General features: G+C 65.3%; 21 protein-coding genes. 9 read left to right on the forward strand and 12 right to left on the reverse strand.

The features are described 5' to 3' along the window. Both FAZ21_RS20360 and FAZ21_RS15110 read left to right on the forward strand, forming a co-directional pair. Nucleotides 1–745 (forward strand): hypothetical protein (locus FAZ21_RS20360; RefSeq protein ID WP_211243481.1); only part of this gene is annotated, 745 nt, incomplete at its 5' end. A gap of 189 nt (nucleotides 746–934) precedes the next feature. After that, nucleotides 935–1,714, forward strand: a complete 780-nt coding sequence (locus FAZ21_RS15110) for a hypothetical protein (RefSeq protein WP_136774280.1) — start codon at nucleotides 935–937, stop codon at nucleotides 1,712–1,714. 342 nt (nucleotides 1,715–2,056) lie between these two features. Here FAZ21_RS15110 and FAZ21_RS15115 read toward each other — a convergent pair whose 3' ends face one another. From FAZ21_RS15115 to FAZ21_RS15125, 3 genes are all read right to left on the reverse strand, one after another. Next, nucleotides 2,057–3,022 carry a hypothetical protein gene (locus tag FAZ21_RS15115; RefSeq protein ID WP_246038689.1) on the reverse strand — a complete coding sequence of 322 codons (966 nt, stop codon included), beginning with the start codon at nucleotides 3,020–3,022 and terminating at the stop codon, nucleotides 2,057–2,059. An 89-nt stretch (nucleotides 3,023–3,111) separates the two neighbouring features. Next, a complete protein-coding gene (locus tag FAZ21_RS15120) occupies nucleotides 3,112–4,116 on the reverse strand; it encodes a DUF475 domain-containing protein (RefSeq protein ID WP_136774282.1) in 1,005 nt (334 codons plus the stop codon). A gap of 38 nt (nucleotides 4,117–4,154) precedes the next feature. Then, the gene (locus FAZ21_RS15125; protein WP_136774283.1) at nucleotides 4,155–5,000 is read right to left on the reverse strand and encodes a 23S rRNA (adenine(2030)-N(6))-methyltransferase RlmJ; all 846 of its coding nucleotides are present in this window, start codon (nucleotides 4,998–5,000) and stop codon (nucleotides 4,155–4,157) included. 132 nt (nucleotides 5,001–5,132) lie between these two features. Between FAZ21_RS15125 and FAZ21_RS15130 the strand changes: the two genes are divergently transcribed. The 3 genes from FAZ21_RS15130 to FAZ21_RS15140 all read left to right on the forward strand — a co-directional run bounded on the left by FAZ21_RS15130 (nucleotide 5,133) and on the right by FAZ21_RS15140 (nucleotide 6,448). Further along, a complete protein-coding gene (locus FAZ21_RS15130) occupies nucleotides 5,133–5,768 on the forward strand; it encodes an Ivy family c-type lysozyme inhibitor (protein WP_136774284.1) in 636 nt (211 codons plus the stop codon). Between the two features lie 33 nt (nucleotides 5,769–5,801). Further along, nucleotides 5,802–6,137 (forward strand): nucleotide pyrophosphohydrolase, encoded by a 336-nt coding sequence (locus tag FAZ21_RS15135; RefSeq protein WP_246038691.1) that lies wholly within the window; start codon nucleotides 5,802–5,804, stop codon nucleotides 6,135–6,137. Nucleotides 6,138–6,217: 80 nt separating this feature from the next. Further along, on the forward strand, nucleotides 6,218–6,448 hold the full coding sequence (locus FAZ21_RS15140) for a putative signal transducing protein (RefSeq protein WP_136774285.1): 231 nt from the start codon (nucleotides 6,218–6,220) through the stop codon (nucleotides 6,446–6,448). 10 nt (nucleotides 6,449–6,458) lie between these two features. On the opposite strand, the gene rarD is transcribed toward FAZ21_RS15140, so the two are convergent. After that, complete coding sequence (rarD, locus tag FAZ21_RS15145) at nucleotides 6,459–7,334, reverse strand: EamA family transporter RarD (protein WP_136774286.1); 876 nt, start codon at nucleotides 7,332–7,334, stop codon at nucleotides 6,459–6,461. Nucleotides 7,335–7,509: 175 nt separating this feature from the next. Between rarD and FAZ21_RS15150 the strand changes: the two genes are divergently transcribed. Continuing rightward, nucleotides 7,510–8,277: an HAD-IIA family hydrolase gene (locus FAZ21_RS15150; RefSeq protein WP_136774287.1), complete on the forward strand. Its 768-nt coding sequence runs from the start codon at nucleotides 7,510–7,512 to the stop codon at nucleotides 8,275–8,277. Nucleotides 8,278–8,392: 115 nt separating this feature from the next. Here FAZ21_RS15150 and FAZ21_RS15155 read toward each other — a convergent pair whose 3' ends face one another. The 5 genes from FAZ21_RS15155 to rlmM all read right to left on the reverse strand — a co-directional run bounded on the left by FAZ21_RS15155 (nucleotide 8,393) and on the right by rlmM (nucleotide 13,268). Beyond that, the gene (locus tag FAZ21_RS15155; protein ID WP_136774288.1) at nucleotides 8,393–9,187 is read right to left on the reverse strand and encodes an ABC transporter ATP-binding protein; all 795 of its coding nucleotides are present in this window, start codon (nucleotides 9,185–9,187) and stop codon (nucleotides 8,393–8,395) included. Next, nucleotides 9,184–10,086: an ABC transporter permease gene (locus FAZ21_RS15160; protein ID WP_136774289.1), complete on the reverse strand. Its 903-nt coding sequence runs from the start codon at nucleotides 10,084–10,086 to the stop codon at nucleotides 9,184–9,186. Before FAZ21_RS15160 ends, FAZ21_RS15155 begins: the two co-directional genes overlap by 4 nt. A 249-nt stretch (nucleotides 10,087–10,335) precedes the next feature. Further along, nucleotides 10,336–11,265 (reverse strand): ABC transporter substrate-binding protein, encoded by a 930-nt coding sequence (locus FAZ21_RS15165; protein WP_136774332.1) that lies wholly within the window; start codon nucleotides 11,263–11,265, stop codon nucleotides 10,336–10,338. Nucleotides 11,266–11,695: 430 nt separating this feature from the next. Further along, entirely contained in the window at nucleotides 11,696–12,127 is a 432-nt protein-coding gene (gene mscL / locus FAZ21_RS15170) for a large conductance mechanosensitive channel protein MscL (protein ID WP_136774290.1), read from the reverse strand. A 76-nt stretch (nucleotides 12,128–12,203) separates the two neighbouring features. Further along, nucleotides 12,204–13,268, reverse strand: a complete 1,065-nt coding sequence (rlmM, locus tag FAZ21_RS15175; protein ID WP_136774291.1) for a 23S rRNA (cytidine(2498)-2'-O)-methyltransferase RlmM — start codon at nucleotides 13,266–13,268, stop codon at nucleotides 12,204–12,206. Between the two features lie 241 nt (nucleotides 13,269–13,509). On the opposite strand from rlmM, the gene FAZ21_RS15180 reads away from it, so the two are divergent. Both FAZ21_RS15180 and FAZ21_RS20365 read left to right on the forward strand, forming a co-directional pair. Next, on the forward strand, nucleotides 13,510–13,899 hold the full coding sequence (locus FAZ21_RS15180) for a carboxypeptidase regulatory-like domain-containing protein (RefSeq protein WP_136774292.1): 390 nt from the start codon (nucleotides 13,510–13,512) through the stop codon (nucleotides 13,897–13,899). Nucleotides 13,900–13,938: 39 nt separating this feature from the next. After that, entirely contained in the window at nucleotides 13,939–14,076 is a 138-nt protein-coding gene (locus tag FAZ21_RS20365; protein ID WP_169307431.1) for a hypothetical protein, read from the forward strand. A gap of 57 nt (nucleotides 14,077–14,133) precedes the next feature. Here the strand turns inward: FAZ21_RS20365 and FAZ21_RS15185 are convergent, their stop codons facing one another. The 3 genes from FAZ21_RS15185 to FAZ21_RS15195 form a co-directional block, all read right to left on the reverse strand. Further along, nucleotides 14,134–14,781, reverse strand: a complete 648-nt coding sequence (locus FAZ21_RS15185) for a hypothetical protein (RefSeq protein ID WP_136774293.1) — start codon at nucleotides 14,779–14,781, stop codon at nucleotides 14,134–14,136. Nucleotides 14,782–14,792: 11 nt separating this feature from the next. Continuing rightward, nucleotides 14,793–15,749: a 5'/3'-nucleotidase SurE gene (gene surE, locus FAZ21_RS15190; protein ID WP_136774294.1), complete on the reverse strand. Its 957-nt coding sequence runs from the start codon at nucleotides 15,747–15,749 to the stop codon at nucleotides 14,793–14,795. 553 nt (nucleotides 15,750–16,302) lie between these two features. Beyond that, entirely contained in the window at nucleotides 16,303–18,774 is a 2,472-nt protein-coding gene (locus tag FAZ21_RS15195) for an esterase-like activity of phytase family protein (RefSeq protein WP_136774295.1), read from the reverse strand. A 436-nt stretch (nucleotides 18,775–19,210) separates the two neighbouring features. Here FAZ21_RS15195 and FAZ21_RS15200 point away from each other — a divergent pair, with 436 nt between their 5' ends. Beyond that, complete coding sequence (locus tag FAZ21_RS15200) at nucleotides 19,211–19,546, forward strand: hypothetical protein (RefSeq protein WP_136774296.1); 336 nt, start codon at nucleotides 19,211–19,213, stop codon at nucleotides 19,544–19,546. Nucleotides 19,547–19,589 lie beyond the last annotated feature (43 nt).

Genomic DNA, 19,589 nt, shown 5'->3' on the forward strand with positions numbered 1-19,589 from the left:
CGCCACCACGCCGACCGGGATTGCCACGTTGAACACGCCGCTCGATCCGCTGGACGCGCTGGCCGATCAGGCGGCCGCGGCCCGCGCGGCCAATGAAGCCATCGCCGGGCAGACGACGGCAACGCAGGCCGAGGCGGCGGCCGAGGCCGAGCGGCAACTGGAGGACGAACTGCTGCTGAATGCCGCGCTGGCCGGCCAGACGCTGCGCGAGAATGCCCGCACCCGGCAACTCGATACGCTGCTGGCGCGCCGTGAGGTGGAAAACGCCCTCGGCGGCCTGGGCAGCATGGTGACCAATCCGCAGGCTGGCGACATCAGCCGCGTTGCGCCGGATGCGCCGCTGTCCACGCTGCCCGAACTCGCCGCGCGCAGTGCGGCGGTGGCGAATGGCGGGCGGGTGCTCGCCGATGAGCTGCTGACCGCCGCGCTGGCCGAACCCGCGCCGACGGTGACCGCGCCCGCCACCCCGGCTGCGGCGACCGTGACGGCGGCGACCCAGCCCGATCCGCGCATGGCGCTGGAGCAGCGCTTGATCCACGATGCGCTTACCCCGGGCGTGGGTAATACGCAGCCGTACATGGTCTATGGCACGCCGGCCAATCCCGCCCTCAATCCGGTACGCGACACGTATATGCAGCCGGATCGGGTGGTGAACCCCGTCGCCGCGTCCAAGGCGGTGGATGAGGTGATGTCCGAGCCGGTGGATACCGCCGGCCTGGTGAGGTCGATCGGCCCGCGTCGTTGACCTGACGCGTCGATGGTGCCCGGCGAGGCCATGCCTCGCCGCCGGCCTTGCCGGTCGGTTTGCTTCCTCGCGCCGGCCCGCTGTGCTTCCGATCGACGCCATCTTCCGCCGCGTATCGCTTCGCGCTTCGCTGTCCGTGGCGCGCTGTCTATCCCGATAGCTGTCTGTCATGCGAGCGGGGCGCTGTCCATGAGCGAAGCAATCGGGAAAACGGGCATTCTCACTTCCATCAATCTGGGCGTGACCATTCTGGCCGCGGCGGTGGGTATCTGGACCAAGACCAAGCTGGATCAGGCCGATGTGGTGCTCAAGCGGGTGGAGGCGCAGACGCAGGAGTCGAGCGAGCGGCGCGCCGAGCGCGAAAGCCTGGAACGGCGCCAGATGAGTGTCTACGAGGCGGTGGTGCGCTCGCTGGAATCCGATGACCGTCGCCGGCAGGAGGTGGCGATGGCGCTGGTGACCAGCATGCTCAGCGATCCGCTGCGCCAGGAACTGCTGCTGGTGCTGACCAAATCGCAGGTGCAGGAGATCAAGCAGGTGGCGCTGCGTACGGTGCGCCAGGAGCAGTTGTTCAAGCAGGAGCAGCCGCCGGTGGTCGCCACGTCGGCCCCCATGGCCCAGGCGCCGGCGCAGCCCGAGGCGGCGGATTTCCCACGCTATCGATTCGACGTGTTCTGGTGCGAGCGCCTGGGGGCGGGGGGGCAGGCGCAGGCGGCAAAAATCGGTGCCGCGCTGCGTGAGCAGGCGGTGTCGCAGGCGCGGGTGCGGATGCTGCCCGATTCGATCAATGCGCAGGCGGGCTACCGGGTGACCGGCTATGTGATCCGCGCCGATCAGGGCGAGGAGGCGGTGGCGCGGCGGCTGGCGCAGTTGCTGCAAGGGACGGGCGTCGCGGGCAAACTGATCCAGACCACGCGTTCGCGCCAGGGAACGGCGAACTACATGAGCGCGTTCGTGTGCCCGGCCTAGGGCGAATCGACCTTCAAACATGGGATGCGTTGGTTCGTGGGCCGGGTGGCAGCACGAAGCGCGGTGCCGCAGAGAGCCTTCCTCTCTGCAAGCCGTGCGACAAAGCAGACATCGGCCCACGGGCCAACCCGAAGGGAAGGAAGAAGGCCGGCGCAGCGCTGCGTTGTGCCTCGCTCGTGGGGATCACCCCACTTCGCTCGGCACGCCTTGCCCTGCATCCGGCCTTCGTCCTTCGCACCCACGTTTGAATGTCGATTCGCCCTAGGGCGGGTCATCGAATGCATCGCGGCAGCGCTGGGCCGAAAAGACACCCTCCACCGCATCGCGGCCTTCGTCCACCCCTCAAAAGCTGACCGCGAAGCCCAGCGACATCCCCGATACGTTGTCGCCCATCACGTGGCGTGCCACCAGCCGCCAGCGGGTGACGAAAATGTCGTACTTGCTGGAATCCAGTTCCAGCCCGACGCCGAGGGTGGACAGCGAATCGAAGCCCAGGATGCCGGCCTGGCTGCCCAGGAACTGCGAGTGCGACACTTCCAGTACGTAGCGGAGCGGCCGGTCCAGCGCGGTGAAGCCGGTCGGTGCGCGCCAGCGGGCCCACAGGTTGGCGGTCTTGGCATCGGCATGCCCTTTCACCGCTTCGCTGCCGCCGATGCTTTCCAGGCGGATATAGGTGTAGCGCAGCTCTACGTCGATTTCGTAACCGGGGCGGTAGTGCTCGTAGTCGAGCATCAGCGATCCACCCCAGCCGGCGGCGGCAAGATTGCCGTCATTGAGGAAGTCCAGCTCGTACCCGGTGCGTTGGCCGACGAACCAGTTGGCCAGGCTGGCGTCGCTGGCCATGTAGCCGAGGGCGAAGTTGGCGATCGGGCGCAGTACCAGTTCGTCGGCGATGGGAAAATCCCAGCCGATGCCGCCGGTGGCGGACACGGTGTTCCATTTCACCGGCACCACCCGCGTTTCGGCGCCCTGGGTGACGACGAATTCGGGATCGTAGCGGCTGTAGGCGATGGCGCCTTCCAGGTAGAGCGGCAGCGATTTGCTGACGGTGAAGCCGCCGCCGAGCTGGCTCATGGTGATGCCGGGGTTGCCGGTTTCGGCCTCCTGGATCGACAACGAACTGGTGGTGAGGTCCGGGACCACCGAATACGCCATCAGCGACAGGATGCCGTTGGCACGCTGTTGCAGGCGGTTGTCCACCTTGGCTTCGAGCCGGTCGCCGGGGGCGGCGTGGGCGGTGGGGAACAGGGCCGCGCCGGCGGCGGCCAGGAGCAGGGAAACGGCACGGGGCGCGGTAATATTTCTCATGCCGTTTACCATAGGCGGTCACCCTGCGGCTTGCCAGCCGCTCGCTTGAAGCTTTTGTGAACGCCGGGCCGCGTTGCGCGGCCGGCGTTTCAGGCGGCGTGGGCGCGGCGGTTGTGGCGGATCGACGAATACAGCGACAAGCCGATGAAGCCGGCGCCGATCAGGCCGGTCACCACTTCGGAAATCTCGTGGAAAGTGCCGACGAACATGATGGTGGCCAGCGCGCCGATGGCGTAGAAAGCGCCGTGTTCCAGGTAGCGGAAGGCATCCAGTGTTTCGCGCTCGACGAACATGATGGTCAGCGAGCGCACGAACATGGCGCCCACGCCGAGGCCGATGGCGATGATGAAGATGTTGTTGGAAATCGCAAACGCGCCGATCACGCCGTCGAAGCTGAAGCTGGCGTCAAGGACTTCCAGGTAGAGAAAGCCGGACAAGCCGGTGCGCGCCGCCACCTGGTCACCGCCTTCGAACAGGCTGCCGAAGCCATCCACCGCGATATAGGTGACGATGCCGGCAATGCCCGCCAGCACGAATTCGAGCTGGCCATGCCCGCCCAGGAAGGTGGAAATCACGTAGATGGCGATCAGGCACAGGCCGATTTCCACCGCTTCGATCCGCCCGGTGCGCGCCAGCGGGCGTTCGATCACGCCGATCCAGTGCACGTCTTTTTCCTGGTCGAAAAAGAACTTGAGGAACACCATCATCAGGAAAGCGCCGCCAAAGCCGGCAATCACTCCGTGCGCCGAGGTCAGCGTGCGGGCGTAGTCGTCCGGGCGGCTGACCGCCATCGCCAGGGCATCCCACGGCGTGAGATGGCCGACCACGGCGACGATGATCACCGGGAATACCACGCGCATGCCGAACACGGCGATCAGCATGCCCCAGGTGAGAAAGCGCCGACGCCAGACGGCGTTCATGTCCCGCAGCACGGTGGCGTTGACCACCGCGTTGTCGAACGACAGCGAGATTTCCAGCACGCAGAGGATGGCGACGATGAACACGGCCTTGGCGCCACCGAGCATTCCGGCGGCCACGAGGCCGGCCAGCGCGACGAGCAGCGAGCCTTTGAAGAAACGGAACAGCAGGGACATGGGGCAGGGTCCGCGGTAAGAGTTGAAAACGGGCCGTCTCAGGCGGCGTGGTATTCCAGCACGGGCCGCGCACCACGATCCTGGCCGAGCAAGGTCGTCAGCAGCGGCAGGATGCCGCCCAGCGTGGCGGCCAGCGTGTACGGCGGGTTGAGGATGAACATGCCGCTGCCGTGCATGCCGAAGCCGTCGGCGGCCGGGGCCTGGACGTGCAGTTCGGCGCGCAGCCAGCTTTTCACCGGCAGCTTTTTCAGCCGTTGCGGCAGTTCGCGCGATTCCTCGCGCGACAGGCACGGGTACCAGACGGCGTAGACGCCGCCGGGAAAGCGGCGCAGCGCTTCTTCCAGCGCATCGACCACGCGCCGGTAGTCGCCTTTGTCCTCGTACGGCGGGTCGATCAGCGTCAGCGCACGGCGCGGTGGCGGCGGCAGCAGCGCCTTGATCCCGGCAAAGCCGTCGGCCTGCTGCCATTGGGCCTGGCGGCCCAGCGTGGCGACGTTCTCCGCCAGCAGCCGGGCATCGGTGGGGTGCAGCTCGAACAGGCGCAGCTTGTCGTCGCGCCGCATCACGCGCTGGGCCACCAGCGGCGAGCCGGGATAGAACGCCAGCCGGCCATCGGCGTTGAAGCCACGGATCACGTCCACGTAACGCGCCAGCGGTTCGGGCAATGCCGGTGCGTTCCATAGTCGGGCAATGCCGGATTCGAATTCCGCATTGCGTGCCGCGTAGCCTTCGGTCAGCGCGTACAGGCCGGCGCCGGCGTGCGTATCCAGATACCAGTAGGTCTTGTCTTTCTGGTTCAGGTAGTTCAACAGTTCCACGAGCAGGAAATGCTTGAGGACATCGGCATGGTTGCCGGCGTGGAAGGCGTGGCGATAGCTGAGCATGGCGGGCACAAAATGGGTTGCAGGCCGCGAGCGTAGCGCCTGGGGGGCGTGTTGCCAATCGGATCGGGGGAACTTGGACGCCGAACGCGCGCTCCGATACCCGGATGATCATGTGTGCAGGAGGAACCTTCGATGAAAATGCTCGGTCTGGTGGCGACGGTGCCCCTGGTGTTCGGGTTGGTGGCGTGCGACAAGGCGATGGAGTCGGTCCAGAAGCAGGGCAACGCCGCGGTGGAGAATGCCACCCGCGATGCGGCGTCGGCGGTGGCGGCCGAGGCGCGCGAGGCGCTGGACAAGGTGAAGCAACAGGCAGATGAGGCGCTGGCCGGGGTGGATGCCAGCGGTGTCGCGGCCGAGGTGAAACGCCATGGCGACGCGTTGAAGGACAGTGCCCGCCGCCTGGCGGGCAATGACTGGAAGCCGCTGGACGATTATGTCGGCCAGTATCCGCGCGATATCGGGCTGTTCTCGGAGGTCAGCCCCATCACGCCGGAACTGAAGAAGCTGCTGGGCGCCAAGCTGGAAACCTTCCGCGCCAATATGGGTACCCAGGGGCCGCTGTCGCGCGAACAGGTGTTGTACGTCACCGGCAACAAGCCGCATCAGGGCGGCGACGAGATGGCCTATCTGCTGATCGATACCGCCCAGCGCCGGCTGGAGGTGGGGCTGGTGGAGCACGGCAGGCTGACCGTCTATGCCTCGCCCGGCGAGGCACTGGCGCGGCCCAAGGATGTGCAGACGATGCTGAGCAACCTCAACAGCGTTTGATCGATCGCCTTGCCCTCGGGCAGGATGCGGGCTTTGCGCCCGTGGAGCCTGATCGTGGACCTGCCCGAACTCACCGCCGAGATCCGTGCCTTTGCCGAGGCGCGCGACTGGCTGCCGTACCATTCTCCCAAGAACCTCGTGATGGCCATGTCGGTCGAGATGGCCGAACTGCTGGAGCACTTCCAGTGGCTGACACCGGAACAGGCCACGGCAATGGCGCACGACCCGGTACGCCGCGTGCCGGTGGAAGAGGAAATGGCCGATGTGCTGATCTACATGCTGCGGCTGGCCGACGTGCTGGGCGTGGACGTGGAGGCGGCCATCCGTGACAAGATGGCCAAGAATGCGCTGAAGTATCCGGCTCCCTGAACGGCGCGCGGCGAGCCAGGGCGCGGCGGGGGCGGACAGGTTCTACCATAACCGTATCGTCACATTCGGAAGGAAGCGCCATGCAACGTGTCTTCGAAGCAAGCAACGGCATCGAGGCCCACCTGGTGAAGCACTGGCTGGACGCCAGCCGCATCCCGTGCGAGGTGCGCGGCGAGTACCTGCAAGGCGCGCTGGGCGAGTTGCCGGTCGGGTCGCTGGTGGCGCTGTGGGTGGAAGATCACCAGGCCGAACAGGCGCGCGGCGTGATCGCGGAATGGTTCGCGGCGGCGCCGGACGAGGACGCGGCCTGACGCTGGGCGATCAGGCGCGCCTGCGTCGCGCCGCCCAGAATCCTTCGGCCGTGTAGATCAGCAGCGCGCCCCAGATCAGCGCGAACCCCGTGACTCGCGCCGCGCCGAACGGCTCGTGCCAGAGCAGCACCCCCAACAGCAACTGCACCGTTGGTCCGGCGTATTGCAGGATGCCCAGCAGCGACATCGGAATGCGCCGCGCGCCGGCGGCAAACAGCAACAGCGGCACGGCGGTGACGGGCCCGGCCATCAGGCACAGGAATCGTACCCACGGCGTGGCGTGATCGAACCCGGCCTGGCCAGAGGCCAGCAGCCACGCCAGCACGCCGCCGGCCACGGGGAAGAACACCAGTGTTTCCAGCGACAGCCCTTCCAGCGCGCCCAGCGAGGCGGTCTTGCGCAGCAGGCCGTAGAAGCCGAACGACAACGCCAGCGTGATGGCGATCCATGGCAGTTGCCCGGCCTGCCACGTCAGCCAGGCGACGCCGGCCCCCGCGACGGCGACCGCGAGCCACTGGCCCAGGCGCAGCCGCTCGCGCAGGACCACGACGCCGATCAGTACGCTGACCAGGGGATTGATGAAATAGCCCAGGCTGGCATCGACCACGCGATTGGCCTGCACCGACCAGATGTAGACGAACCAGTTGACCGCCAGCAACGCGGCGCTGGCGGCGAACCCGGCCATTACCTTGGGTTGCCGTAGCGCGGTGCCCAGCCAGCGCCAGTTGCGGCGCACCGCGAGGATGACGCCGAGGAACACCAGCGACCACACCATGCGGTGCAGCAGTACCTCGCCGGCGGGAATGCCCTGCAACTGTTTGAGGAACAACGGCAAAAGCCCCCACATCAGGTAGGCGGCCAGGGCGTAGAGAATGCCGGTTTGCATGGAAGGCGCAGCGGGGCGAAGCGGGAGGGCGTTCGACTCTAGTGGAATCGGCCTGGCGGCGGCATCGGGAAAAGCCCACCCGGCAAGCCGGGTCAAACCCGGTGGGATAGGCTGAGTGCCGGACCGGGCGTAGACTTCGGCCATTCCCGGTTTCCACTTTGTACAAGGTTCTTCGATGAAAGCCATCATTTCCGACATGGACGGCGTGATCTACCGCGGCAAGCAGTTGATCCCCGGCGCCAACGAGTTCGTGCAACGCCTGCTGAGCGAGAAGGTGCCGTTCCTGTTCCTGACCAACAACGCCGAGCAGACGCCGCTGGACCTGAAGCTGAAGCTGGAATACATGGGCATCCGTGGGGTGACCGAGGAAAACTTCATCACCAGCGCGATGGCGACGGCAATGTTCCTGCGCCAGCAGAAGGAGCGCGCCACGGTGTTCGTGGTGGGTGGTGGCGGCCTGATCAATGAGCTGTACAACATCGGCTTTTCGATCTCGGAATCACACCCCGATTACGTGGTGGTGTCCAAGACCGGCAACTTCTCGTTCGAGACGCTGAAGAAGGCGGTGCGATTGATCGATGGCGGCGCCAAGTTCATCGGGACCAACCCGGACATGATCGATCCGGTGGAAGGCGGCAACGAGCCGGCGGCGGGGACGCTGCTGGCGGCGATCTCGGCGGCAACCGGCAAGAAGCCCTACATCGTGGGCAAGCCGAACGCGCTGATGATGACGCTGGCCACGCGCAAGCTGGGCGTGCATCCGGAAGACGCGGTGATGGTGGGCGACCGGATGGACACCGACATCGTGGGCGGCATGGAGGCGGGCATGACCACCGCGCTGGTGTTGTCGGGCGTGACCACGATGGACATGATCGATCACTTTCCGTACAAGCCCAACCACGTGTTCGATCACGTGGGGCAGATCGACCCGGCCGCGCTGTAACACTGCTGGGCAGGAAGAAAGGGGAAGAGGGAAGGGTGCAAAGGCAAGTCAAAGACAAAGACGAAAGCGTCTTTGTTTTTGCAGTAGCCCTTCTCCCTTCCCTCTTCCCGTTCTGTCAGCCCAGCAGCAGCGCGTCGTCGTCCAGCGTTTCGCCGCGCGTCTGCTCGAACATCGCCAGCAGGTGCGGTACGTCGAGCCGGGCGCGCTCTTCGCCGGAGACATCCAGCACCACGCGGCCCTGATGCAGCATCACGGTGCGGTCGCCGTGATCCAGCGCCTGGCGCATGGAGTGCGTGACCATCAGCGTGGTCAGCTTGCCGTCGGCGACGATCTGGTCGGTCAGTTCCAGCACGAAGGCGGCGGTGCGTGGGTCCAGCGCGGCGGTATGTTCGTCCAGCAGCAGGATGCGCGATGGCTTGAGCGATGCCATCAGCAGGCTCACCGCCTGCCGTTGCCCGCCCGAAAGCAGACCCATGCGATCGGACAACCGGCTTTCCAGCCCCAGCTTCAGCGTGGATAGTCTGGCGCGGAATTCCTCGCGCAGGGCGGGTGTGACGGCACGGCGCAGGCCGCGCCGCGCGCCGCGCTGCCAGGCGAGCGACAGGTTCTCTTCGATGCTCAGCCCTTCGCAGGTGCCGGCCATCGGGTCCTGGAACACGCGTGCCACCAGCCCGGCGCGCTGCCAGGCGTTCTGGCGGGTGACGTCGTTGTCGTCGATATGGATCGAGCCCTGGTCCACCGCCAGATCGCCGCTGATGGCGTTGAGGAAGGTGGATTTGCCGGCGCCGTTGCTGCCGATCACCGTCACGAACTGGCCGGTGGGGATGTCGAGATCGAGGCCGCGCAGCGCGCGGTTCTCGATCGGCGTGCCGGGGTTGAAGGTCTTGGTCAGGTTCTGGGCGCGCATCATTTGCCGATTCCTCCCAGGGTCTTGCGCAGTCTGGCCTTGAAGGCGGGCAGTACCAGGGCGAAGCCCACCAGCACGGCGGTGATCAGGTTCAGGTCCTGCGCCTGGAGGCCGATGAAGTCGGCGGTCAGCGCGAGGGCAATGAACAGGCGATAGAGAATGGCGCCGATCACGGCGGCCAGCGTGGCTACCCAGAGTGAGCGGCTGGGAATCAGTGTTTCGCCGATGATGACGGCCGCCAGGCCGACGACGATGGTGCCGATGCCCATCGAGATGTCCGAGCCGCCCTGCGTCTGCACGTAGAGTGCGCCACCGAGGGCGATCAGCGCGTTGGAGATCGCCATGCCGGTCAGCACGGCGCGGTCGGTGGAAATGCCCTGCGAGCGTGCCATGCGGGGGTTGGCGCCGGTGGCGCGCATCGCCAGCCCCGATTGCGAGGCGAAATAGGCGTCGAGCGCCAGCTTGGCGATGACCACGATTACGGCCAGCACCAGCGGCTGGATCCAGTATCCTGCGTCGCCGTCGGCGGGCAGGAAGGGGGCGAACACCGTCGGTTCGCCGATCAGGGGCACGTTGGGCGCACCCATGATGCGCAGGTTGATCGAATACAGGGCGATCATCACCAGGATGCTGGCCAGCAGTTGCAGGATATTGAGCCGTACATTGAGCCAGCCGGTGACGAAGCCGGCGCCGGCACCGGCCACCATGGCCACGCCGGTGGCCATCCATGGGTCATGTCCGCCGGCGATCAGCGTGGCCGCCACGGCGCCGCCCAGCGGAAAGCTGCCGTCGGCCGTGAGGTCCGGGAAATTCAGGATACGGAAGGAAATCAGCACGCCCAGCGCCACCAGCGCAAAGATCAGGCCGATTTCCAGTGCCCCCATCAGGGATATGAACGACATGTAAAACCTCTTGTTATGCGTGGGGTCGTCTTCATTGGAAACGAAAGCGGCATGGGCTCACTGTGTGAATGTGCGCCCGAAAAAGCAAATGCTGCTGGAGCGCGTTCGGTCAGGCGTTCAAGGTGATGTGGTGATGGCCGGTTTTCGTTTCTGGCGGGATTCGTCCCCAGGCCGCGCCTCCCCGACGCGGCATTCTTGTGGAACCCGCCGGCCGGTGCATCCGGGGATGCGCCGGCCGGGAGGGGTTCTTTACTTCACGACTTCCTTGGCTTGCTTGAGCAGCGCATCGGACAGCGGTGCGCCCTGCTTTTGCGCGGCGGTCGGGTTGACCACCAGCGTGGTCTTGATGCCGACTTCGGGCGCGATGGCGCCGGGTTTTTCACCCTTGAGGATGCGCGCCACGACCTTGCCGGTCTGGCGACCCATGTCGTAGTAGTTCATGCCCAGCGCGGCAACGGCGCCACGGCCCACCGAATCGGTATCGGCCGCCACCAGCGGAATCTTGGCGTCACCGGCTACCTTCACCATCGATTCGTAGGTGGAGATCACGTTGTTGTCGGTGGAGGTGTAGATCACGTCCACCTTGCCGATCAGGCTCTTGACGGCGGGGGCGACATCCACGCTGCGCGCGGCGGCGGCCTGCACCAGCGTCATGCCACGCTTGGTCAGTTCGCTTTTCAGCGCCTTGGCGACGATCACCGAATTCACTTCGCCCGGGCTGTAGACCAGGCCGACGCGCTTGGCGCCCGGCTTCACTTTCTGGATCAGGTCGATCTGCGGAGCCAGCGGCAACTGGTCGGAGACGCCGGTGACATTGGTGCCGCTGGGCTTCCAGCTCTTGACCAGCTTGGCCGCCACCGGGTCGGTCACGGCGGTGAACACGACGGGAATGGAGCGGGTGGCCGCCACGGCGGCCTGGGCGCTGGGGGTGGCGATGGCGACGATCACGTCGGTTTTGTCGCCGACGAACTTGCGGGCGATCTGCGCGGCGGTGGCGGTGTTGCCCTGGGCGCTCTGGTACTGGTACTTGATCTGTTTGCCCGGTTCGAAGCCTTCGTCCTTCAACTGGTCTTCGATGCCCTTGCGCACCGAGTCGAGCGCAGGATGATCGACGATGGCGGTGACGCCGACCGATTTCTGCTCGGCGGCGAAAGCGGCGGGGGTGAAGGCGGCCAGCATACCGGCTGCCAGACAGCTCAAGGCGATGCGACGGGTTACACAGGTCATGATCAGTATCCGAAAAGTGAAAGCGGGGGCGCCTAGCGAAGCGCGTCGAATTCTATGACAAAGTTCGTGCCCATTCCCGAGCCGCTGACAGAAGCCCGGCTGGCATCGGGCCAGTGGGGCTGTCTGCGGTTCGCGAGCCGGTTACGGCGCCGGGCTCGCGGAAAATCGCATGCCGGGCGCCATCCGGCAATTAGGGAAACACGGCGGTGGCGCTGATGCGACGGTCCGTCCGTGTTTTTACACCGATGGCTTGCGTCCGAATGTGTTCTGGCGCAGAACCTGACGGGGTTTTCGTCGCCGCGAAGCCAAACGGGCTTGCAAAGATGCGCGGCCCGGGTTTCATGCAAAACGCCACGTGGATCACGTGGCGTCGGGGGCCGGGCTATTTTTTCAGGGAATCGCGGATTTCGCGCAGCAGCAGGATGTCCTCCGCCGGCGGCGCGGGTTCGGCGGCCGGTACGGCTTCTTCCTTGCGGCGCAGGTTGTTGATGGCCTTGACCAGCAGGAACACCGCGAAGGCGACGATCACGAAGGTGATGGCGGCGTTGACGAACAGGCCGTAGTTCAGCGTGACGGCGCCCGCGTCCTGCGCGGCTTTGAGCGTGGGGTAGGGGCCGGCCAGTTTGTCGCCATCCTTGAGCAGGATGTAGAGGTTGGAGAAATCCACCTTGCCCAGCACCAGGCCGATCGGGGGCATGATGATGTCCTTGACCAGCGAATCGACGATCTTGCCGAACGCTGCGCCAATGATGACGCCGACCGCCAGGTCGACGACATTGCCCCGCATGGCGAATTCCTTGAATTCCTTCAGCATCGAGCGCGCTCCGTTTTGTGGTTTTTGACAGCCGAAGCGTAGGCGGCGCCCGTTTGCGCTGTCAAACCCTCGCGGCCTATCTGCGCCGCTTGGCCCATTCGCTGCGCGTCAGCGCCAGGTAGCAGGTGATTTCCTCACGGTCGTGATAAAGCTGCTTGGCGCTGAGCGTGTAGCGCAGGCCGGCTTCGTCCAGCGCGCCTTCGATCAGGCCGAAACAGCGTTCGATTTCGGGCCAGCGCTTTTTCATCGGCAGCTTGAGGTTGAACACCGCGTTGCGGGTGTGGCCCTGCACGAACCAGTCGGCGACCAGCTTGGCGATGCGCGCGGGCTGCTCGACCATGTCGCACACCATCCAGTCCACCTGGTGTTGCGGGCGGTAGCGGAAGCCGTCTTCGCGCAGGTGTTTGACGTGTGGGTGGATCGCCATGTTGCCCTTCATCGGGCCGTTGTCGATGGCGAACACCTTGAGGCCGCGCGCCACGAGCTGGTAGGTCCAGCCGCCGGGCGCGGCGCCCAGGTCCACGCCGACCATGCCGGGCTTCAGGCGGTCGTCGGCGTCGGGCACCAGCGTCATGAAGGCTTCGCTCAGCTTGAGCGTGGAACGGCTGGGCGCTTCGCTCGGCATGCGCACGCGCGGGATGCCAAGCGGCCAGGGGCTGGCGCGGCGCACGTCGGCGCTGGCGATCCAGACCGTGTCGAGCGCGGTGAAGAACAGATGCAGGCGCGGGCGTTTGGCATCGTCGGAAATCAGCCCGCGCTCGGCGAGCGCTTTTTCCAGGATCGGCCCGAAACGGCGGCAGAAGCCCGACAACGGCTTGCCAGCATCGCTGTCCGGGTGCTCCAGCCAGACGGCGGACCAGGGGCCTTGCTGCTGCGCCGGCAGGCGGTCCAGCAGGTCGAGGATGGGGGAAAGCCGGTCGCGCTCGCCCAGGCTGGCCTGACCCAGGACATCCAGGACCTGGCGGGCGAAGATCCAGTTGGCGGCATCGTAGACCTCGGGTTCCGGTCGCTGATCCAGGTGGAGCGCCGTGTAGCCCTCGCCCGTTTCCCAGCGGCCGGCCTCGGCGCGCTTGCCCGCCCATTCCTGGCGGACGTCGTTTTCAAAGCCGGGACGGCAGTAGAACAGTAGGGTTTGGGACATGGTCGGCTCCAGGCGGGTGCGGCAGTGTAGTGCGCAAGGCGGGCTTTGACGAGCGTACCCGACCGAGTGGGAAATTTACCTACCAGCACCTGATAAATGCCGACTGGCAACTTACTTATACCTTTTGATAATTATGGTAAATATTTGCTGTAACACGGATGAGGTAGGCGTGCTCTAACGAAGGTATGGGAGATATCCCATTCCGCGCCCGGTGGCGCTTCGATTCGAAGGAGAAAACGACATGACTCGATTCCGCAAAATGGGGACCTATGGTGCGTTGTGGCTGGCCCTGGCCGCTCCGCTTTTTGCGGCGGACCCCGCCGCTCAGCCGAATTTTGTGACCGGTGGGGTGGGTGACGAGGAATTGGCGTCGCTCAACGCGGTCAAGCCGCAATACAACGTGCGGCTGCTGCTGACCCAGAAGGATGGTGCCTATATCGCCGGGGTTCCGGTGACGATCGTCGATCGCAAGGGCGCCACGGTGCTGGAGGCGGAAAGCAAGGGCCCGCATCTGTTCGTGCAGTTGCCCGATGGCAGCTACCGGATTTCGGCCACTTATGAAGGCAAGACCCTGGCGCGCTCCGTGAGCGTGAAGGGCAATGCGGCGAGGAACGTGCACTTCGCCTGGTAGCGACGGGCGCCTGACGCCCAGGGCAGCAGGAGGTGGATGATGGCGAGGAAGCTGGTAGGGTTATGGCTGGTGGTGATCGTCGGCGTGGTGGCGACCAGCCCGTGGTTACATGAGGTGTCCGGCCTGCTGCGCGAGCATACCGCCAGCAATGCGCCACCGCCTGCCCGCCAGGGCTGAGCGCGCCCCCTGCACGAAAAACGGCTTGCCTCCCGGCAAGCCGTTTTCACTGGTGGATCAGTCGGGGTAAGCCCACAGATCGACCACCTTGGTGCCGTCGTCCATCACCAGCCGCAGCCGGGCGGGGGCGTAGTCCGGATCGGCGAACAACGCGCCGCTTGCGCTGGCCGGCAAGCCGGCGCAGTTGGTGGCGGTCAGCGCCACGCTCAGTACGCCGGGCAGCTTGCCCGCGCCGGTGGTGCCGGCGATCCGGCATCCGTTGCCGCGAGGTGAGATCTCACCCGTGGCCGACAGCGTGAACGTTGCGGTGTCGCCCCCTGTCAACGCGACCGCATAGTCGCCCGCCAGTTGGGCGGGATCGACGAGCGGGCTGCTGCGGGTTTCGTAGGTCTGAAGCTGGATCGTGGTGTCGGCCTTGGGTGCGGGCACGGCGCTCCAGACCCCGCCTGCGCTTTGCCGGTAGACGGTGCGGGCGGTTTCGTCGGCGTCGTTCACGATCAGCAGCCTGCTGCCGTCGCTGCCGGTGTAGTACTGCCCGACTTCCAGTGCGTCGGTGTCGCCGATGGCTACGGTGTAGCTGCCGGCCGGGAGTGCGTCGACGCTGATTCTGGGTGCGGGCGGCGGGCTGGGCGGGGTGCTGCTGTCGTCGCCACAGGCCGCCAGCAGCAGGCCCAGGAAAAGGGGCGCGATTCGTAGCGCTTTCATGCGTATCCCCTTCATTGCGTCAACAGGTCTTTGAGGCGCAGGCGCAGCCATTGCTGTGCTTGCGGGCGGGCTTCGAAGCCGACCTGCATGGTGGTCACCGTGGCGTAGCCCTTGCCGTTCAAGGCTGCTTCGCTGCCGGCTTCGGCGGCGGGCGGCGTGCTGTTGAGCGCAAAGGTGACGCCGGGGTACGGGTAGTTGACGCCGTAGGCCGAGGCGATCGGGTCCTGCGCCAGATTGGCGACGAATTTCGGGGTCATCGAGGTATAGGTGCCGAAGCGGCTGAACACCCATTGCACTGCGCTGCTGCCGCCTGCTTCGAACTTGGGCAGGTTGACGTTGATGGCGGTGCCGGTTGGCAGGATGGCGCCGTTGCCGCGCTTGGCAAGCAGCGCATCGACGAACTTGACCGTCAGGATGGCGGCTTCGTCGGCCAGTGCTGCGTTGTCCTTGGTGTTGGTGTCGGCGCTGATCGCGATCGACGGAATGCCGCGGCTGGCGGAGAAGATGACGTTGCTCACGGTGCCGGACGAGTTGACGATGGCGCCCAGGTTCTGCCCTTCGTTGGGGCCGGAGATCACCAGATCGGGTGCCTTGCCCCAGCGGGCCGGGGCCAGTACGTCCAGGCCATACATGGTGGCCATCACCGGCGTGCCATCGACGTAGTGGATGTCCGAGAGGCTGGGATCGGCGCCGACCGCCGGCGCGCCGGCCTTGACGGTGCCGCCCCGGCAGTCTTTCGCCAGCGGGGTCAGCGGGGTGAGGAAGTTGACCGAGGTGCCTTTGCCGCTCTGATCCTGGCAGGGGGCGGAAACGATCACGTCGTGCCCGGCGGCCTTGAGCCGGGTATAGAGCGCCCGGACGTTGGCCGCGGCAAAGCCGTCGTCGTTCGAAACCAGGATGTTCAGCGCGAAAGCCGGCGTGGCCAGCCCCAGCGCCAGCAGCGCACAAGCCGTATGGCGGAGTTTCATCTTTTCCTTTCCCTTGGTGTTTGGTTTTGGTGCGGGCGGAATTGAAACAAAACCGTATGTAAATTTTGTGAAGCCCCGGGGTGACCGTGCTGCACGCGTGGCGATTGCCATGAAAAACGGCCTGCCGTGGGGCAGGCCGTTTCCGGTCAGCCGCTGCTTAGCGCCGCTGACAAAACCCAGCGCAGCGGTTCTGGCAAGGAGCGCGAAACGCAGACAGTACAAGGCGTACGGCAAGTGAGGCTCGGCGCCCCCGCGCGACATCGCCAGAAGGGTTTTGTTAGCGGCGCTTAGGGCGTGTCGTCCTGTTTCACGAGAGCGTTCGGTGCAGTTCGGGATGCCGCGCCAGGCGCTGGACGCGCGGCGGTATGGATACCGCAAGCGGCCTGCGACGCCGCGTGGCGCCCGAAATGCACCGAACCCGCAGGGCTGGGCCGAAAAAACACCCTCCACTGCGTTGCACGCCTTGCCAATAACCGGTTATTGGCTGTGTCGTGCGCCTGGTGGCTGGCGCTTTTTCGGCCCAGCGCTGCCGCGAAACAGGTGAGGACACGCCCTAGCGCGGCAGTGGTTGCGGCAGGCGGATCTTCACGAACTCGCTATCGTCCGGATCGCCCGTGCCGAGATGCCGGCCGACGCTGAACGGGTAGTTATTGTCGTCGATGACCAGCAAGGTTTGCGCATCGAGCAGCAGGACGTCCTCAATGGTGTTGAACGGCATGCCGAACGGGTTGCCGAGGGCGATGTCGCCAGGCTTGCCACCCGCGGTAATGCCCTGTGGATCGGCGATCTTCATCAGGTCCACCAGTTGGGTCTTGGTGACGGTTTCGCCGTTGCCGCCCAGTTTGATCCGGTAGAGCTTCTTGTGTCCGTTCGGGTCTCCCTGGCTGGGGTCGCGCTCGATGACGATGCCTTCGGTGGCATTGATCAGGATGAAGTCGCCGATATTGGTGCCTCGGTCTTCCAGCCGGTATTTCATCGTGACCCCGGTATAGCTGCGGCTGGCGATGTCGAACTCGTGGATCAGCAGCGTCTTGGCGTCGTCGCCGTGCAACGGTTGCTCCAGCAAGGGATAGAGCTTCTTGCCGTCCGGGCTGATCGCCATGCCTTCGAAGCCGCCGGAACGCTTGGCGCGGAATGGATCGGTGAGCGCCGTGCTGCGATAGGGCCAGTACAGGCCGGCCATCCATGGCGTGTTGCCGCCGCCTTCGCCCTGCATGTTGGTGCCGTCGTCGCTGTCCGGCCCGTTGTAGATCGGGAAGTCGCCGAACAGGTAGACGGTGCGGATGGCGGGAAACTGCGCCTGCACCCGGATCAGCGTGCGGAAGTCGAAGCTCTGGATGTCGGCGCGCGCTTCCAGATGGTTGGCGACGATGACGCCGGCCACGGTGTCGGCCATGGTCTGGGCGTCGGTGGTGCGATCGCGATAGACGTTGCCGTGCCCATCCTGGTCGCTACGCGGGTTGAGCTTGGTTTCGATGTTGAACCGCACGCGCTCGGCGTTTTTGGCCCGCTTTGCGGCTTCCGCATGCCCCTTGCCGGCTCCGGTGCGGTAGTACGCCACATAGGCGTTCACCAGGTCGAACACGTCCTGCAAGGTGGGCGGTACGTACAGGCTGGCATAGCCTCGGGCGGTGGCCAGTTGTGCCGCCACGGGGGAGAGCGCCGGATCGTTGAGCTGGCTGGGACCACGGAACAGTTTGTCGCAGATGAAGGTGGACTGGATCTGCGCCTGGGTCAGCGCGTGGATCAGTTGTTCATCGGCGAATGCGTACGGTGTGCCGTCGGTACGGCGGCATTTCTGCGATTCGATATAGGGATCGTGCTTGAGCACCACCTGACCGTCCCGGGTGATGCCGGTATCGAGTTCCAGCGTGCTCATCAGGTTATCGAGTGCGACTTCCATCGCGGGCAGGGTGTTTTCCGGCCGCAGGTCGCGTCCGCCGCGATGGCCCTGCGCATCGAATTTCTTCGGGTCGATCAGGCCATCGGCATCCAGGTAGTCACCGGCCTTGCCGTCCCCATTGGCATCGAACGCCGCCACGGCCTGCCACAGCAGGTCCGGCCGATCCGAGATGATGCCGCTGACCCCGGCCTTGAGCAGCGTGTCCATTTCTTCCCGGGTGTCCACTGTCCATGTCACTACCGGAAACCCGGCGGCTTTGAGCAAGGCTAGGTCGTGGATGTCGCTGGCGGCGCCGGCCAGGTCGGCGGGGGTGTTCGCACCGCGGGCGTAATGCGCATCGGGGCTGGATTTCACGCCATTGGCGTCGTACTTCAGTTCGACGTAGTAGGGCGAGAACACCGGCGGGCGTGTGGCGCCATGGTCGAAGGCGTGCTGGCGCACCGCATTCATGATGCGCAGTGCCGCGGTTTCCTCATGCGCGGGGTTCTGCGGGGAGCGGATGGTTTTGCCGGGCTGCGAGAAGTCGGGCAGGGGAATGGGCGGCTCCAGCAGGATGCCGTCGGCGTCGGTATGCAGCAGGAAAGGCCCGAACTCGTCGCCGAACCACAGCGTTCCGTCCGGGGCGCGCTGCATCGATTCGATGTCGAAGTCGGCGCCCGTCAGCACCCGGTCGGCGCTGAAGTGATGCACGATGGGAAAGGGCACCTGTTTGCCGGGATCGCGTAATTCGATATGGCCTTCCACCGTGACGCCACCCGTTGCACCGGCCTGGAAGTCGGGGCGCACTTTGTAGACGCGCAGGTTGAAGTCGGCGGAGTTTTCCAGCGCGCCATAGCCATTGTCGGCCATCACCCAGAAGGCGCCGCCACCGGCGTCGAGCACGGCGGAAAATCCCTGGACCGGCTGGCCATCGAATGGCGCGGTTCGGCCGTTCAGATTGCCGGAGAGGTACTGGCCGGAGCGGGGGCCCGCGGCCAGGGTGTCGGCTGGCAGCACGGCCCGGCCCGTCACTGTGGGTTCGAGCGGATCGGGCACATCGCTGTCGCTATTGCATGCGGCCAGCAGGAGTGAAGCCCCGACGGCGAACAGGATCGGGGCGGAACAGAAACGGAAAGCAGGCATGGCAACTCCGGGGAGGAAGGGTCCGGAGCGATCTTGGTGCAGGGCTTTGACAGCACTGTGACGTATCTGGCTGCACGGGTGACGGATGGCGCGGCGGTTTCGGATAAATCTTATGGAACAATGGTTTGAGTGAAGTGGGACCGCGTGGTGTGGTGACAATTGGCAGCCTGGCGCAGACAAACAGCAAGCTGTGACCAGCTATCGTTCAGGCAGGATATGGTGGCAAGCGGGCGCTCGGTAACAATAGTTTTCCGGAAAAAGAGTCTTCGAATTGATTTCGCCGCTTAATCGTGCTCAGCACGGTATCCGGGGTAACCGCGTGTAATGCGTTGTGTGGTTTTTTATACACTGGCTTTTCCCCCGCTTGGATTGTGCTAATAATGCCTCTACGCTTCATAAGCAATTTCTTGTCACCCTTATAAAGAGGTACCAGTAAATGTCCAAGATCCTCACAGCCCTGCTCGCCGGTGTGTTTGCTTTGTCGATTGCTGCTTGCAGCAAGCAAGAGCCTCAAGCCGCCGACGGCGCCCAAGGCGAACTGGCTACTCAGCCGCAAGCTGGTGACGGCGCCGAAGGCGAAAACGCCACCCAGCCGCAAGCTGGTGACGGTGCCGAAGGCGAGAACGCCACCAAGCCGCAAGCTGGTGACGGCGCTGAAGGCGAAAATGCCACCAAGCCGCAAGCTGGTGACGGCGCTGAAGCCGAAACCGCCACCAAGCCGCAAGCTGGTGACGGCGCCGAGCCGGAAAAGGCTACCAAGCCGGCCCAGTAATCGCCGGCAGGCGCGGCTTGCCACGGTGCAGGTCGCCGCTTAT

This window comes from Chitiniphilus eburneus (assembly GCF_005048205.1).
GTDB lineage: Bacteria > Pseudomonadota > Gammaproteobacteria > Burkholderiales > Chitinibacteraceae > Chitiniphilus > Chitiniphilus eburneus.

Coding starts and splice junctions, on each gene's coding strand:
- FAZ21_RS15110 (WP_136774280.1), top strand. CDS start 935: ATGAGCGAAGCAATCGGGAAAACGGGCATTCTCACTTCCATCAATCTG.
- FAZ21_RS15115 (WP_246038689.1), bottom strand. CDS start 3,022: ATGAGAAATATTACCGCGCCCCGTGCCGTTTCCCTGCTCCTGGCCGCC.
- FAZ21_RS15120 (WP_136774282.1), bottom strand. CDS start 4,116: ATGTCCCTGCTGTTCCGTTTCTTCAAAGGCTCGCTGCTCGTCGCGCTG.
- FAZ21_RS15125 (WP_136774283.1), bottom strand. CDS start 5,000: ATGCTCAGCTATCGCCACGCCTTCCACGCCGGCAACCATGCCGATGTC.
- FAZ21_RS15130 (WP_136774284.1), top strand. CDS start 5,133: ATGAAAATGCTCGGTCTGGTGGCGACGGTGCCCCTGGTGTTCGGGTTG.
- FAZ21_RS15140 (WP_136774285.1), top strand. CDS start 6,218: ATGCAACGTGTCTTCGAAGCAAGCAACGGCATCGAGGCCCACCTGGTG.
- rarD (WP_136774286.1), bottom strand. CDS start 7,334: ATGCAAACCGGCATTCTCTACGCCCTGGCCGCCTACCTGATGTGGGGG.
- FAZ21_RS15150 (WP_136774287.1), top strand. CDS start 7,510: ATGAAAGCCATCATTTCCGACATGGACGGCGTGATCTACCGCGGCAAG.
- FAZ21_RS15155 (WP_136774288.1), bottom strand. CDS start 9,187: ATGATGCGCGCCCAGAACCTGACCAAGACCTTCAACCCCGGCACGCCG.
- FAZ21_RS15160 (WP_136774289.1), bottom strand. CDS start 10,086: ATGTCGTTCATATCCCTGATGGGGGCACTGGAAATCGGCCTGATCTTT.
- FAZ21_RS15165 (WP_136774332.1), bottom strand. CDS start 11,265: ATGCTGGCCGCCTTCACCCCCGCCGCTTTCGCCGCCGAGCAGAAATCG.
- mscL (WP_136774290.1), bottom strand. CDS start 12,127: ATGCTGAAGGAATTCAAGGAATTCGCCATGCGGGGCAATGTCGTCGAC.
- rlmM (WP_136774291.1), bottom strand. CDS start 13,268: ATGTCCCAAACCCTACTGTTCTACTGCCGTCCCGGCTTTGAAAACGAC.
- FAZ21_RS15180 (WP_136774292.1), top strand. CDS start 13,510: ATGACTCGATTCCGCAAAATGGGGACCTATGGTGCGTTGTGGCTGGCC.
- FAZ21_RS20365 (WP_169307431.1), top strand. CDS start 13,939: ATGGCGAGGAAGCTGGTAGGGTTATGGCTGGTGGTGATCGTCGGCGTG.
- FAZ21_RS15185 (WP_136774293.1), bottom strand. CDS start 14,781: ATGAAAGCGCTACGAATCGCGCCCCTTTTCCTGGGCCTGCTGCTGGCG.
- surE (WP_136774294.1), bottom strand. CDS start 15,749: ATGAAACTCCGCCATACGGCTTGTGCGCTGCTGGCGCTGGGGCTGGCC.
- FAZ21_RS15195 (WP_136774295.1), bottom strand. CDS start 18,774: ATGCCTGCTTTCCGTTTCTGTTCCGCCCCGATCCTGTTCGCCGTCGGG.
- FAZ21_RS15200 (WP_136774296.1), top strand. CDS start 19,211: ATGTCCAAGATCCTCACAGCCCTGCTCGCCGGTGTGTTTGCTTTGTCG.